This is a genomic window from Micromonospora sp. NPDC002575 (assembly GCF_042889525.1).
Classification (GTDB): Bacteria; Actinomycetota; Actinomycetes; order Mycobacteriales; family Micromonosporaceae; genus Micromonospora; species Micromonospora carbonacea.
The window spans coordinates 1-12,835 of the sequence record NZ_JBIARA010000025.1 but is presented as its reverse complement, the minus strand read 5'-3'; the positions used below and the strand labels follow the sequence as shown (position 1 = coordinate 12,835).

14 protein-coding genes are annotated in these 12,835 nt (G+C 71.8%); 7 read left to right on the top strand and 7 right to left on the bottom strand.

Translation table 11 applies throughout. The features are described 5' to 3' along the window. The first annotated feature begins 19 nt into the window (after window positions 1–19). Entirely contained in the window at window positions 20–979 is a 960-nt protein-coding gene (locus ACFYWL_RS27550; RefSeq protein WP_386978431.1) for an ATP-binding cassette domain-containing protein, read from the top strand. Window positions 980–996: 17 nt separating this feature from the next. Beyond that, entirely contained in the window at window positions 997–1,752 is a 756-nt protein-coding gene (locus ACFYWL_RS27545; RefSeq protein ID WP_386978428.1) for an ABC transporter permease, read from the top strand. Window positions 1,753–1,919: 167 nt separating this feature from the next. On the opposite strand, the gene ACFYWL_RS27540 is transcribed toward ACFYWL_RS27545, so the two are convergent. The 6 genes from ACFYWL_RS27540 to ACFYWL_RS27515 form a co-directional block, all read right to left on the bottom strand. Next, window positions 1,920–2,573: an O-methyltransferase gene (locus tag ACFYWL_RS27540; protein WP_386978425.1), complete on the bottom strand. Its 654-nt coding sequence runs from the start codon at window positions 2,571–2,573 to the stop codon at window positions 1,920–1,922. Then, window positions 2,570–3,238 carry a Maf family protein gene (locus tag ACFYWL_RS27535; RefSeq protein ID WP_386978422.1) on the bottom strand — a complete coding sequence of 223 codons (669 nt, stop codon included), beginning with the start codon at window positions 3,236–3,238 and terminating at the stop codon, window positions 2,570–2,572. Before ACFYWL_RS27535 ends, ACFYWL_RS27540 begins: the two co-directional genes overlap by 4 nt. Window positions 3,239–3,393: 155 nt before the next feature. Then, on the bottom strand, window positions 3,394–4,557 hold the full coding sequence (gene mycP, locus ACFYWL_RS27530; protein WP_386978419.1) for a type VII secretion-associated serine protease mycosin: 1,164 nt from the start codon (window positions 4,555–4,557) through the stop codon (window positions 3,394–3,396). Next, window positions 4,554–5,918 carry a hypothetical protein gene (locus ACFYWL_RS27525; RefSeq protein WP_386978416.1) on the bottom strand — a complete coding sequence of 455 codons (1,365 nt, stop codon included), beginning with the start codon at window positions 5,916–5,918 and terminating at the stop codon, window positions 4,554–4,556. The genes mycP and ACFYWL_RS27525 overlap by 4 nt, the downstream gene beginning before the upstream one ends. Continuing rightward, on the bottom strand, window positions 5,915–6,376 hold the full coding sequence (locus ACFYWL_RS27520; protein ID WP_386978413.1) for a hypothetical protein: 462 nt from the start codon (window positions 6,374–6,376) through the stop codon (window positions 5,915–5,917). Before ACFYWL_RS27520 ends, ACFYWL_RS27525 begins: the two co-directional genes overlap by 4 nt. 110 nt (window positions 6,377–6,486) lie before the next feature. Then, the gene (locus ACFYWL_RS27515; protein WP_386978410.1) at window positions 6,487–6,699 is read right to left on the bottom strand and encodes an acyl-CoA carboxylase subunit epsilon; all 213 of its coding nucleotides are present in this window, start codon (window positions 6,697–6,699) and stop codon (window positions 6,487–6,489) included. A gap of 93 nt (window positions 6,700–6,792) precedes the next feature. Between ACFYWL_RS27515 and ACFYWL_RS27510 the strand changes: the two genes are divergently transcribed. Both ACFYWL_RS27510 and ACFYWL_RS27505 read left to right on the top strand, forming a co-directional pair. Then, a complete protein-coding gene (locus ACFYWL_RS27510) occupies window positions 6,793–9,039 on the top strand; it encodes a protein kinase (protein WP_386978407.1) in 2,247 nt (748 codons plus the stop codon). Window positions 9,040–9,183: 144 nt separating this feature from the next. After that, the gene (locus ACFYWL_RS27505; RefSeq protein WP_386978404.1) at window positions 9,184–9,390 is read left to right on the top strand and encodes a hypothetical protein; all 207 of its coding nucleotides are present in this window, start codon (window positions 9,184–9,186) and stop codon (window positions 9,388–9,390) included. A 108-nt stretch (window positions 9,391–9,498) separates the two neighbouring features. Here the strand turns inward: ACFYWL_RS27505 and ACFYWL_RS27500 are convergent, their stop codons facing one another. Further along, the gene (locus tag ACFYWL_RS27500) at window positions 9,499–10,251 is read right to left on the bottom strand and encodes a GH25 family lysozyme (protein WP_386978401.1); all 753 of its coding nucleotides are present in this window, start codon (window positions 10,249–10,251) and stop codon (window positions 9,499–9,501) included. Between the two features lie 128 nt (window positions 10,252–10,379). Between ACFYWL_RS27500 and ACFYWL_RS27495 the strand changes: the two genes are divergently transcribed. From ACFYWL_RS27495 to ACFYWL_RS27485, 3 genes are all read left to right on the top strand, one after another. Then, window positions 10,380–11,123 (top strand): M50 family metallopeptidase, encoded by a 744-nt coding sequence (locus ACFYWL_RS27495; protein ID WP_386978398.1) that lies wholly within the window; start codon window positions 10,380–10,382, stop codon window positions 11,121–11,123. Between the two features lie 104 nt (window positions 11,124–11,227). Continuing rightward, window positions 11,228–11,728: a SigE family RNA polymerase sigma factor gene (locus ACFYWL_RS27490; RefSeq protein ID WP_386978395.1), complete on the top strand. Its 501-nt coding sequence runs from the start codon at window positions 11,228–11,230 to the stop codon at window positions 11,726–11,728. After that, entirely contained in the window at window positions 11,721–12,653 is a 933-nt protein-coding gene (locus ACFYWL_RS27485) for a hypothetical protein (protein WP_386978392.1), read from the top strand. Before ACFYWL_RS27490 ends, ACFYWL_RS27485 begins: the two co-directional genes overlap by 8 nt. The last annotated feature ends 182 nt before the right edge of the window (window positions 12,654–12,835 follow it).

Genomic DNA, 12,835 nt, shown 5'->3' with positions numbered 1-12,835 from the left:
AGGACGACCAGGAGCGAAGATGATCCAGACCAGAGGGCTGCGGAAGTCGTTCCGCTCCCGCGCCGGTCGACAGCACAAGACCGTCGACGCCGTCCGCGGCGTCGACCTGGACGTCGCCGAGGGGGAGATCTTCGGGTTCCTCGGCCCCAACGGCGCCGGCAAGACCACCACCCTGCGGATGCTGGCCACCCTCATCGCCCCCGACGGCGGCCAGGCCACCATCGCCGGGGCCGACCTGCTGCGCGACCCCGCCGAGGTGCGCCGCCGCATCGGCTACGTCGCCCAGGGCGGCAGCACCTGGGACGACTCCACCGCCCGCGAGGAGCTGGTCCTGCACGCCCGGATGTACGGCATCGGCAAGGCCGACGCCCGCCGCCGCGCCGAACGCGCCCTCGCCGCCTTCCAGCTCACCGAGTACGCCGACCGCAAGTGCAAGACCTACTCCGGCGGCCAGCGCCGCCGCGTCGAGATCGCCCTCGGCATCATCCACGACCCGCGCATCGTCTTCCTCGACGAGCCGACCACCGGCCTCGACCCGCAGAGCCGCGCCCACATGTGGGACGAGATCCGCCGGCTGCGCGCCGAGGGGATGACCGTCTTCATCACCACGCACTACCTCGACGAGGCCGACGCGCTCTGCGACCGTATCGCGATCATGGACCACGGCGAGGTGGTCGCCGAGGGCACCCCGACGGGCCTGAAGCGCGAGATCTCCGGCGAGGTGCTGCTCGTCGGGCTCGACGTCGCCGGCACCCCGCGGGCTGCCGAACTGCTCGACACCGAGCCGTACGTCGCCAAGCTGGAGACCGCCGACGGCGGCGGCCTGCGGCTGACCGTCGACGACGGGGCGACCGCCATCCCGCAGGTCCTGCGCCGGCTCGACCAGGCCGGCCTCGCGCTCAACTCCATCGAGCTGCACCGCCCCAGCCTCGACGACGTCTTCCTCACCAAGACCGGCCGCTCGCTGCGCGAGTCCTGACCTCCCCGGAGTCGATCATGAAGTTCGCCCGCGACACCTGGCTCGTCTTCCAGCGCCAGGCGCAGCTCCTGCTCCGCAACCCGGTCTGGGTCTTCGTCGGCGTCTTCCAGCCGGTGATGTACCTGCTGCTGTTCGCCCCGCTGCTCAAGCCGGCGCTGAACGCGCCGACCCAGGCCGAGGCGTACAAGATCTTCGTGCCCGGCCTGCTGGTCCTGCTGGCCATCTTCGGCGGCCTCTTCCAGGGCTTCGGCCTGATCGCCGAGCTGCGCGCCGGGGTCATCGAACGGTCCCGGGTCACCCCGGTCAGCCGGCTCGCGCTGCTGCTCGGCCGGTCCCTGCGCGACGTCGTGTCGCTGCTCGTCCAGGCCGTCATCATCACCGTGCTCGCGCTCCTGTTCGAGCTGCGCGTGTTCATCGGCGACCTGCTGCTGGCCTACCTGATGCTCGCCCTCATCGCGCTGATGACCTCGGCCGTCTCCTACGGCGTCGCGCTCAAGGTCAAGAGCGAGGACGCGCTCGCCCCGCTGATGAACACCGTCGCCCAGCCGGTGCTGCTGCTCTCCGGCATCCTGCTGCCGCTCACCTTCGCCCCCGGCTGGCTGCAGGGCATCGCCGAGTGGAACCCGTTCTCCTGGGCCGTGGACGGCACCCGGGCCCTCTTCGCCGGCGACCTCGGCAACGACAAGGTCTGGCAGGGCCTGGGCATCATTGCGGTGCTGGCCGCCGCCGGCGTCGCCTGGGCCGCCCGCCAGTTCGCCCGCAGCGTCCGCTGAGCGGGTAAGGAAGGGCCCCCTGTTAACGCCTTTTGTATAGGAAGGGCCCCCTCCAAACCGCACGCCGCGCCCCCGCGCCGCCCCGCCCCGCTGCGCCCCGATCACGGCGGGGCGCAGCGGGGCGCGGCGGCGCGTGCGAGAGGGAGCGAGCGGCCGGTCGAGGCCCGTCAGCGCACCCGGGCCAGGGTCAACCCGTCGGCGATCGGCAGCAGCACCGGTTCCACCCGGACGTCGGCCATCACCTCGTCGTTGAACGCGGCGACGGCCCGGTCGTCGGCGTTGCTCGGGGCGAGCACCCGACCCCCACGCAGCGTGTTGTCCACCGCGACGATCCCGCCCGGGCGCATGCGCGGCACCAGCTCCGCCCAGTAGACCGGGTAGCCGACCTTGTCCGCGTCGATGAACGCGAAGTCCAGGTGCCGCTCGTGCGGCAGCTCCCGCAGCGTGTCCCCGGCCGGCCCGATTCGCAGCTCGATCCGGTCGTCGACCCCGGCCCGCGCCCAGTACCGCCGCGCCACGCCCGTGTACTCCGCCGAGATGTCGAAGCAGGTCAACCGCCCACCCTCGGTGAGCCCGCGCGCGATCGCCAGCGAGGACATCCCGGTGAAGGTGCCCACCTCCACCGCCCGCCGCGCCCCGACCAACCGGGTGAGGAACGTCAGGAACGCGGCCTGCTCCGGGGCCACCTGCATCCTCGCCTCGCCGGGCAGCGCGGCGCGGGTCTCCTCGATCAGGTCCCGCATCACCTCGTCCGGGGCCGACCCGTGGGCCACCACGTACGCGTGCAGTTCCGGGGTCAGCGGCAGCGACTTCGTCGTCATGACCGGACCGTACCCAGCGCCTCGACCTCCTGGCCGCCCGGCGCGACCTTCGTCCACAGGTCGATGATTCGCAGGTCCAGCTCGCCGAGGAGCCGGCGCAGCAGCGGCAGGGAAAGCCCGACCACCGTGCCCGGGTCGCCGTCGACACCCTCCAGGAACGCCCCGCCCATCCCGTCGATGGTGAACGCGCCGGCCACCGCGAGCGGCTCGCCCGTCGCGACGTACGCCGCGATCTCCTCGTCGCTGATCTCGGCGAACCGCACGGTGGTCGAGGCGACCGCCTCGGCGCGCGTCTCGTGGACGACGTCGATCAGGCAGTGCCCGGTGTGCAGCACGCCGGTGCGCCCCCGCATCCGCTCCCAACGCCGGGTCGCGTCGGCCCCGTCGGCCGGCTTGCCGAGGATCTCGCCGTCGAAGGCGAGCACCGAGTCGCAGCCGAGCACCAACGTCCGCTCGCCGGCGGAGGGCCGCAGCCGGCCGACGACCGCCTGCGCCTTCAGGCGGGCCAGCTCCAGGCACAGGTCCTCGGCCCGTTCGCTGACCACCTGAGACTCATCGACCCCGCTGACCAGCACATCGGGTTCGATGCCGGCGGCGTGGAGGAGCTTGCGACGGGCAGGGCTCGCCGACGCGAGCACGAGTCGGAGCGCATTCGAGTTCGACACGCCGCCGACGCTACCGCCTCCCCCACCTGCGTCGCCGCTGGCTGGCCGGCGTCCTACCTTGATCATGTTGGCCTGCCTTGATCATGTCGGCCAGGTAGCGGTATCCCACCCCCCGGATACCCCCATGTCGCCGACATGGCGTCACCGCCTGCGGCTCATCGGCTTATCCGAGGCGGCGGATCGTCACTCAGCCGCCGTCGTCGCGCGACCAGCGCCCAGGCTCCCGCAGCGGCCACGATGAACCCCAACGTGGCCAGGCCGCGAGCCGTCGACCCGTCGTCACCATCGTCGGCCGGCTCCGCGTCCGCCGTCGTGTGCGGCCCGGTCGCGCCCGGCGCACCCGCCGTCGCCGACTCGAAACCCGCCGGGGGTACGTCTGCCGTGAGCGCCGCCACCAGGTCGACGACCCCGTAGCCGTACTCGTCGTCACGGCCGGGCGGCCCTTTGTCGATGGCGGTGGCAGTGAGACGGTGGACGACCTCCGAGGCAGGCAGGTCGGGGAACTTGGACCGGACAAGAGCAGCTGCCCCCGCGACTATCGCAGTGGCATCCGAAGTGCCTGTTCCTCGGCGGTACTTACCATCGGTGCTTGTGCTATAGATGTCCACCGCCGGCGCGACGATGTCAACCTCTGGCCCGGTGGTGGATATCGCAGCGTGGTTTCCATTCCTATCTATCCCCCCAACCGCTAGGACCTCGGGTTCGCTAGCGGGATAGCTGACAAGCTGATCCAATGGCCTATTGCCCGAACCGGCCACTACAACAATGTCCGATGCTAGTGCCGTTTCGACTGCCCGATTGAGTCGAGAACTCGTTCCGCCGCCGCTGGAGATGCTGATTATGTCGGCGCCATTGGAGATTGCGAATTCAATTCCTTGAGCTAGTGCGTCAGGATTTCCGTCGGCGTGTGGGGGTGAGCAGAAGATCGGCAGAATCCTTGCCTCGGGGGAGATTCCGAGAGCTCCCAGTCTGCCGGCTCTTCCGTGGGCAGCAATTAAGCCGGCCATGCCTGTTCCGTGACTGTTTTGGTCTCTCTGGCCGTGGCCGTCTCCCCCGGGAATGATGTCCATTCCAGGGAGTAAGTTGTTTTGCAGGTCGGGGTGCGGATCTACTCCGGTGTCCGGTACGGCCACCGTGACCCCGGCACCTCGACTTATTTGATGGGCCTTGGGGGCGTTAAGGTACCCAAGGTGCCATTGGCTGCTTCTTATTAGGGTGGATTCGCTTGGAGTGTCGTTCCCGCTGCCGTTAGTGGCTGGAAATATGCTAGCCGACAGGAGGAGGGTGGTTAGCGTGACCCAGGCGGGCAGATCTGTCACCGGTCAAAACCGATAGCCGGGCCTGGATTTATTGGGCCCTCATCATCTGGAGGGCGAACGATTGGGCTCACTCCTCGTTCAGTCTCCCACGGATGGTCCGGGTCCCATCGACGCACTCCATCCTGGTCTTCTTCGGCGACGAAACCGTTTCTTGGTTCATTGCCTGTCCCCCAGGCTGGGCCTAGGGGATGCATGTTACTCATAGTTCCGAACTGACTTGGCCGGCCAAGTCCGGGACGTGACCCTGCGGCTCCACCCGGTGCCGTGCCGGCTCCACCGCCCCCGATAACACCTCCTACCGGATTGATCCGGCGAGAAGGAGTGGGGCCTTTGGATTGGCTAGGTCCCGTAGAGGGAGCATTGCCGATCAGGCCAGGCGGTGGAGTGGTCCGTGGTGAACCTGCGTGTGGGGTGGGGTTGCCACTGGCGAGGGGCCGGGCTGAAGGCCCGAGTGGGCCTTTTGGTGGTGGCGTATAGGGGAGTTTCGCATTGCCGGCACCGGGTGGAAGGATCGGCGACGAACCGATGCCCGGCGTGTTCGAAGGTGTTGAAGGAAGCCCGGGAAGGCCTGCCTGCGTTAAAGGGGTAGCTGAGTTTGGGCTCATTCCTCCGAGAACTGGGCCTAAGCCCGGCGCTGTCGGCGACGATATGCCTGATCGTGAATTAGTCAACTTGGCAGGAGTGTTGTTGAAGGAAACTTCTGTGGGTATCGGGATAATTGGCGGAATGGCGGGAATTGAACCGTTTCCTGAACCGAAGGCAGGTTGATCGCCATCGTCAATGCGTGGCTTGATGGTTGGAGGTTGGCGGAGCATTGCTTGGGCCTGTTGGAGTTCGCCGCTCAACCCGTACATCAAGTTCCGGGCCTGGATGTTGAGTCGTTCCAGGTCGGCGTCGGTCACCGGCTTGTCCGGCACCCGGGCGCCCATCGCCGCCTTCGGATCGGCGGCGGTCGCCTCGTACGTCCGCTTCTGCTGGAGCTTATCCACGTACTCGTCGTGCAGCGGCTTCAGTTCTGCTCGGGCGCTGCTGATCGCCCGGGTGGCCGCGGCGAGGGCGTCGTAGTTCGCGGCTGCCGCGTCGTGGGTGCGCTGCACCTTGTCGATCAGGTCGTCCAGCTCGCCGAGGTACGCCTGGGCGGCGGCGTTGGTCGCCGGGGGCCACGCCTCGGCGAGGCCGCGCCGGTATTCCTTGAGCCGGCCCAGGTGCGCCTGCGCGAGGTCGCAGACCTTGCGCCAGCCGGCGACCTGCTTCCAGTGCCCAGCGGTGTCGTGGTCCTGGATGCAGGCCCACATGCTCAGCAGATCCATCAGCCGCCAGTCGGTGAGGCCGGACGTCCGGCCGCTGCCCCGCTCGATCATGGCAGCACCGCCCGCCCCGGCCCGCTGTCCGGGCCCGTCGGGTCGGGCAGGGCTGGCGTGGGTCGGCCGTGCCCTGCCCCGCCGGGGTTGGCGAGGGCCCGTTCCACGTCGGAGACGCGGGCGGCCGAGAAGGCGTCGGAGTCGGCGTACTGCGTGGCGATCCGGCCGGCTGCGGCGGCCAGGTGGCCGGTGGCTCCGCCGACGGACCAGACCATGGTGGCGGTGGCCTGCTGCGTCTCGTTGTGTGCCTTGAGGAACTGCACCAGCTCGATGAAGGCATCGGCGGGGTTGGGAATCTGCGCCTTCATGTCGTCCGCGATGTACGACAGGTGCGGAGCGTAGTTCCGCTCGACCTCCGCCTGGAGCTTGTCGGCGAACTCGCGCATCTGGCGGATGTCGGCCTCGATGCTGCCGTAGCCGCTCAACCAGGGCGCTGGGCGGTCCTCCTCGGGGATCATCGGCCCTCCCTACCCGTAACTACACCGTTTCCCTGAGTGAGGCTAACGGGTGTCGCCGACCTCCGGGAGCCCCCGACGGCAGCGGGGCACGCCGGACGGCGGCCGGCGGGTCAGCGGGGCAGGCCGGAGGCGCGCCAGGCGCCCGGGCCGGCGGTGGGCGCCGCGCCGCGGGGGCGGCCGCTGCGCGCCCAGGCCGACGGCGCGGCCGGCCCGGGGGCGGCGGTGGGGCGGCTCCGGGTGACGATGACGCCGACCAGCGCGGCCAGTTCCTCGGCGGTCGGCACGCCCCGGGTCACCCGGAACAGCGGCTCATCGGCAGACATGCCATCCAGCGTACGCGTCGCGAACTTGACCTTCGTCGCACAGTGGCGTGCCGGCGGTGTGCGGCGGGCCACCGCCGGGTACCGTCTCCAGCGATGTCGAACGCGCTTCCCCAACTCGTCGCCGACCGGTACCGGCTCCTTTCGCCGCTCGGCCAGGGCGGCATGGGTCGGGTGTGGAAGGCGCGCGACGAGGTGCTGCACCGGGACGTGGCGATCAAGGAACTGGTCCCGCCGCCCAGCCTCACCCCGGAGGAGCGCCGCGAGATGCGGGAACGCTCGCTGCGGGAGGCCCGCGCGATCGCGCGGCTCAATCATGTCAACGTGGTCCGCATCTTCGACGTGCTGCGCACCGACGGCGACCCGTGGATCGTCATGGAGTACGTGGCGTCGAAGTCCCTTCAGGACACTCTCGCCGAGGACGGTCCGGTGTCGCCGGCCAAGGCGGTCGAGATCGGCCTGGGGGTGCTGGGCGCGCTGAAGGCGGCCCACAAGGCCGGCGTGATGCACCGGGACGTCAAGCCGGGCAACGTGCTGCTCGGCACGGACGGCCGGGTGGTGCTGACCGACTTCGGCCTGGCGACGATCCCGGGCGACCCGAACGTGACGCGCACCGGCATGGTGCTGGGTTCCCCGGCGTACATCGCCCCGGAGCGGGCGCGCGACGGCACGGCGGGGCCGGAGGCCGACCTCTGGTCGCTGGGCGCGACGCTCTACGCGGCGGTGGAGGGCAAGTCGCCGTACGCCCGGCCGTCGGCCATCGCCACCCTGGCGGCGCTGGCCACGGAGCCGATGCCGCCGCCGAGGAACGCCGGCCCGCTGAAGCCGGTGCTGAACGGGCTGCTCCGCAAGGATCCGGCCGAGCGGATCGACGCCGAGGTGGCCGAGCGGCTGCTGCGCCGCGCCGCCGGGCGGCGCTCCAAGACGATCTCGCTGCTCGACGGCGTACGCCGGCCTGGGCCCAACGGGCCGCGCGAGCCGCGACCGCCGGTGGTGCCCGCGCCGCGCCCCGCCGAGCAGCGCACGAGCCGGCCGGCCGTGCCGCCCGCGCCGCGTACCCCCGGGGCTGGCCTTGTCGCCGGCGGCGCGGCGGTGGCCGGCGCGGCCGGCGACGACGCGACCGCGAAGGTCTCCCCGCCGAGCACGGACGCCGCGCCGACCGCGAAGGTCCCCGCACCGGCGGTCGACGCCGCGCCGACCGCGAAGGTCGACCCGCCGACGCCGAGCACGGATGCCGCGCCGACGGCGAAGGTCGCGGACACCGGCGCGCGGGCGGCCGACCCCACGGCGAAGATCCCCGGTCCGGACGCCGAGACCGCCACCGAGGCGGCTGGGGACCCGCCGGCCGGTGGGAGCGACGGCCCGCCGGCCGACCGGGCCGACGAGACCCGGGCCGACGGGGCCGACGGTGGCGCGGACGACGGGGACGACGCGGACGACGCGGACGACGCCGTTGCGGCGGGCGGTCTGGTCGACGACACCCGGATCGATCCGGGCGGGGCCGTGCCCGTGTCGCCGCCCGCGCCCGAGCCTGCCGGCCCGCCGCGGGAGTGGGCCGACCGGGCCCGCAAGCGGGGCGCGCCGACGTCGGTGCTGCCGGCCGCCGCCGGCCCGGCGCCCTCGTCGACGGGCCGGGCCGCGGTCGTCTCCGGTACGAAGCCCGAGCGCCGCCGTCGCAACCTGCTGGTCGGCGTGCTCGTCGCGGTGCTGCTGATCGGCCTGGTGGTGGCGGTGCCGCTGCTCGGCCGGGGCGGCGACGACGAACCGGGGCCCGGCGAGCCGCAGGCGGGCCTGTCCTCGTCGACGCCGTCGGCCGCCGCGCCGTCCTCGCCTGCGCCGGCCAGCAGCGCCGCGCCCAGCCCGACGCCGTCGGCGAGCCCGTCGGTCGACCCGGACGCCCTGCCGGAGGGTTGGGTCCTGCACAAGGACCCGGCGGGCTTCTCGCTGCCCCTGCCGAAGGGCTGGACGCGGCGCAACGTCGGGCAGAACACGATCGTGTTCGAGGAGCGCGACGGGGTGGGCGAGCTGCTGGTGCAGTGGACGAGCACCCCGCTGGACGACGCCTACGCCGACTGGAAGCGGCAGGAACCGGCCCGGAAGAACTACGTCAACAACTACCAGTATCTCAGCATCAAGCGCTGCGACTACTACAAGACGTGCGCGGACTGGGAGTGGCTGGAGACCCGGGACAATACCCGGATCCACGTCCGCAACCGGGGCTTCGTCACGGCCAAGAACCGGGGGTACGCCTTCCGGTGGGAGGTGGCGGACAAGGACTGGCAGGCGCGGCTGGCCGACTTCGACCGGATCGCCGAGGGGTTCGAGCCGGACCGGAAGGACTGAGCGCCCGGCCGGCCGGCGTCCGGTCGGGTCGCCCTCCATGTCGACCGGGCCCGCTGACCAGGCGATTCCCGCCGCCGTGAAGCGGCTCGCATGACCTTGCGCCAAACGGGGTACCTGATCCCGGACGACGCAAGGAGGTGCGACATGGGATGCCGACGCAGGGACGCGCGGCCCAGGCTGGCACTGTGGATGCTCGTCGCGCTCGGTGACGTGGCGCTGCTGCTGGTCAGCGCGGGCCTTCCGGTGCTGTTCGCGGTGTTCGGCGTCGTGGCGGTCACCGCCGCCGGGGTGGCCGCCTGGCGGCTGACGCGGCGGGCCACGGTGGCCCGCATGGCGAGTGCCGGGAAGTGACGGGCCGGCGGCAGCCGGACCGACCGTCGACCGTACGGTCGCAGTCGATCCCGCTGCCGCCGACCGTCGCCACGCATGCGCCGATCAGACGTGTGGCTCAGGCGCGGATCAGGTGTTGTTCGCCAGGGCGATGAGCCGGCTGCGGTCGCCGTTCCAGTAGTTGCGGTCGACGTTGCCGCTGATGCCGGAGACGCTGCCGGAGGCGGTGTACTGCCAGAAGCTCCAGACCGGCGCGCCGGCCGGCAGGGTGCCCGGGGTGCTCGACCAGCGGGCGAGCCACAGCGGGTGGTTGGCCCACGGCCCGGTCCAGCTGCCGGTGCACTGGTTCCACCAGCTCGTGGTGGTGTAGATGACCGCGAACCGGCCGGTGCGGGCCTTGTACGTGTTCAGGAAGTCCTGGATCCAGCTACGCATCCCGGACGTGCTGAGGCCGTAGCAGGTGCCGCCGCTGTACGGGTTGGCCTCGACGTCCAGCGCCGCCGGCAGGGTGCGGCTGTCCGCCGACCACGCGCCGCCGTTGCTGGCCAGGTAGTTGGCCTGGGTGGCGCCGGAGGAGATGTTCGGCCGGGCGAAGTGGTACGCCCCGCGGATCACCCCGGCGTTGTAGGCGTTGACGTAGTTGGCGTTGAAGTTCGGGTCCTTGTAGCTCGTGCCCTCAGTGGCCTTGATGAACGCGAACTCGATGCCCGCGTTGCGGACGCTCGTCCAGTTGATCGACCCCTGGTAGTGGGAGACGTCGACGCCGGCGGTGGTGGCGGCTGCCGCCGGGCCCGTCGTGGCGACGAGGGCGGTGGCCGCTGCCGCTACGGCGGTGATCCCCGCCGCGATCAGTCGGCGCAGCGTGAATCCGGTACGGATCATGGGTTCCTCCAGAGGGACGCCATTTGATTGACATACATCTTTGGAGCTAGTTGCCCTAGATCACAAGACGTTCAAAGAAAACTTTCATCCCCGACGCGGCGCGGCCCGGGCCGGTAGGCTCGCGCCCCATGGTGGTGATCGACGAGCTGGGCACGCTCTGGGACAAGCTGTTCTCCGCGCAGCCCGACCCGCCGCCGCTGCTCGTCGTCGTCACCGCCGCGGTGGCGCTGGCGGTGGTCTGCACCCGGCTGCCCTGGCGGATCGCCCGCAACGCCGTCACCATCGCCCACGAGGGTGGGCACGCCCTCGCCGCCCTGCTCACCGGCCGCCGGCTGCACGGCATCCGGCTGCACTCGGACACCTCCGGGCTGACCCTCTCCGCCGGCCGCCCCACCGGCCCCGGCATGATCCTCACCCTGCTCGCCGGTTACGTCGCGCCGTCCCTGGTCGGCCTCGCCGGCGCCTGGCTGCTCGGCGGCAACCGGATCACCCTGCTGCTCTGGATCGCCGTGGCGCTGCTGCTGGCCATGCTGGTCATGGTCCGCAACGCCTTCGGCGCGGTGTCGCTGCTGGCCACCGGCGGGGTGGTGCTCGCCGTCTCCTGGTACGCCTCGCCGGACGTCCAGGCCGCCTTCGCCTGGACGTCCGTGTGGTTCCTGCTCCTCGGCGGCGTACGGCCCGTCGGCGAGCTCCAGCGGATGCGCTCCCGGGGCCGGATGCCGGAGTCCGACGCCGACCAACTGGCCCGGCTCACCCCGTTCCCGCCGCTGTTCTGGGTCGCCTTGTTCGCGCTGGTGAACCTGCTGGCCCTGGCAGTCGGCGCGGCGCTGCTGGCCGGCCCGATCCTCACCGACGCCGGCCTGACCGTCTGACGGCCGCACCGTACAGGGGCCGCACCGACCGAAGGCCCGACCGGGGCAACCGACCGACCCGTCCCGCGCGTGTCCCCTGCGAACGGACGCGGGGGAGACAGTGGATGCCGGAAGTCGACGGGTTCGACGAGTTCTACCGGGGCAGCCGACAGCGGCTGCTCGGCTTCGTCTATGCGCTCACCGGCAACCTCGCCGAGGCGCAGGACGCCGTGCAGGAGGCGTACATCCGGGCGTGGCAGCGCTGGTCCACGGTGGCCGGCTACGACGACCCCGAAGCCTGGGTGCGGGTCGTCGCCTCCCGCATCGCGGTCAGCCGCTGGCGCAGCCTGCGCAGCCGCGCCCGGGCGTACCTGCGGCACGGCGTCGACGACACCGCCCCCGCGCCGAGCACCGACACCGTCGCGGTGGTGGCCGCGCTGCGGCGGCTCCCCGAGGAGCAGCGCACCGCCCTCGCCCTGTACTACCTGCTCGGCATGCCCGTCGCCGAGGTGGCGCGCCAGACCGCCGCCCCGGTCGGCACCGTGAAGGCCCGACTCTCCCGGGGGCGCACCGCGCTCGCCGGTTTGCTCGCCGTCTCTGACCTGGAGGAGGCCGCCGATGCGTGACGACCACGACGCGGACCACCTGACCGACCTGACGTTCGCCGAACGGATGCGGCGGGACCTGCGGGACGTACGCTGGCTCGAACCGGCGGAGATCCGCGCCCGGGCCCGCCGTCGCAGCCGGCGTACGGCGGTGGCGGCGGCGACCGCCGTGCTGGCCGTGGTCTCGGCCTTCGCGGTGGCGGCCGGCGGCCGGGCCGGGCACCTCGCGGCGCCGGCGGACCGCGGGCTCTCCCCGACGGGGGCGGAGCCGGCCGGGCGGGCCGAGATCCCGCAGGAGGCCCTGCTGGACCCGGCCGAGGTGGGCGTGCCGAGCAACGTGCGGCTGGGCGACTCGGGGCTCGGGGAGCCCGTGCGGATCGACCCGCTGCTCCAGTCGTGCGCCGGGGAAAGGGGACTGGTGGCGGAGCCGCCCGTGTCCCGGTATTCCCGGTCGCAGACCCTGCTCCAGAGGCCCGCGCCCGGCGAGGGCCAGCCGGCCGGCCGCCGGGTCCTCACCCAGGAGGTCTACCGCCTTCCCCCGGGGGCCGCCACCCGGCTGTTCGTCGACCTGGACGCGACGATGGCGGCCTGCGGCACCTGGCACGAGGTGAGGCCGATGCAGTCGGTCGGCGGGCCTGTCACGGCCTCGGTGACGCACACCTGGCGGGCGGTCACGGGCAACTTCGCCGGCGACCAGGCCGTCGTGCTGGAACGCACCTCGGCGACTCCCGTGGACGTGGCGACGAGCAAGCCGCTCGACGTGAAGCCGTCGAGGGAGACCCTGCTGCTGGTCAGGGTCGGCGACCTGGTCACCGTGATCGTGCCGGAGAGCGGGCTCGGCTTCGACCGGCCGGCGGCCGACCGCCGGACGAGCGACGCGGAGCTGCTCGAACTGGGCCGCGCGGCGGCGCGCCGGATGTGCCTCGCCGCCAACCCGGCCTGCTGACGGACGCCGCCTCGCTGTCCCGCCGCCTCCCGCCCCGCCTGAGCCGGGCCACGGGCACCGGGGCGTTAGGAAGGGGCCCCTGCTATGCGGGGCGGTTTCTGGGGGTCCTCGCAACACCTGATGGCTTATGTGGTTGTCAGTAGATCACGTAGGCGCTCGGCTGGGTTGTCCCAGCCGAGCGT

Excerpts from the sequence above, each read along its gene's own strand:
- ACFYWL_RS27500 (WP_386978401.1), bottom strand. The coding sequence starts at position 10,251 with ATGATCCGTACCGGATTCACGCTGCGCCGACTGATCGCGGCGGGGATC.
- ACFYWL_RS27510 (WP_386978407.1), top strand. The coding sequence starts at position 6,793 with ATGTCGAACGCGCTTCCCCAACTCGTCGCCGACCGGTACCGGCTCCTT.
- ACFYWL_RS27495 (WP_386978398.1), top strand. The coding sequence starts at position 10,380 with ATGGTGGTGATCGACGAGCTGGGCACGCTCTGGGACAAGCTGTTCTCC.
- ACFYWL_RS27485 (WP_386978392.1), top strand. The coding sequence starts at position 11,721 with ATGCGTGACGACCACGACGCGGACCACCTGACCGACCTGACGTTCGCC.
- ACFYWL_RS27490 (WP_386978395.1), top strand. The coding sequence starts at position 11,228 with ATGCCGGAAGTCGACGGGTTCGACGAGTTCTACCGGGGCAGCCGACAG.
- ACFYWL_RS27550 (WP_386978431.1), top strand. The coding sequence starts at position 20 with ATGATCCAGACCAGAGGGCTGCGGAAGTCGTTCCGCTCCCGCGCCGGT.
- ACFYWL_RS27515 (WP_386978410.1), bottom strand. The coding sequence starts at position 6,699 with ATGTCTGCCGATGAGCCGCTGTTCCGGGTGACCCGGGGCGTGCCGACC.
- ACFYWL_RS27545 (WP_386978428.1), top strand. The coding sequence starts at position 997 with ATGAAGTTCGCCCGCGACACCTGGCTCGTCTTCCAGCGCCAGGCGCAG.
- ACFYWL_RS27540 (WP_386978425.1), bottom strand. The coding sequence starts at position 2,573 with ATGACGACGAAGTCGCTGCCGCTGACCCCGGAACTGCACGCGTACGTG.
- ACFYWL_RS27520 (WP_386978413.1), bottom strand. The coding sequence starts at position 6,376 with ATGATCCCCGAGGAGGACCGCCCAGCGCCCTGGTTGAGCGGCTACGGC.
- ACFYWL_RS27525 (WP_386978416.1), bottom strand. The coding sequence starts at position 5,918 with ATGATCGAGCGGGGCAGCGGCCGGACGTCCGGCCTCACCGACTGGCGG.
- ACFYWL_RS27505 (WP_386978404.1), top strand. The coding sequence starts at position 9,184 with ATGGGATGCCGACGCAGGGACGCGCGGCCCAGGCTGGCACTGTGGATG.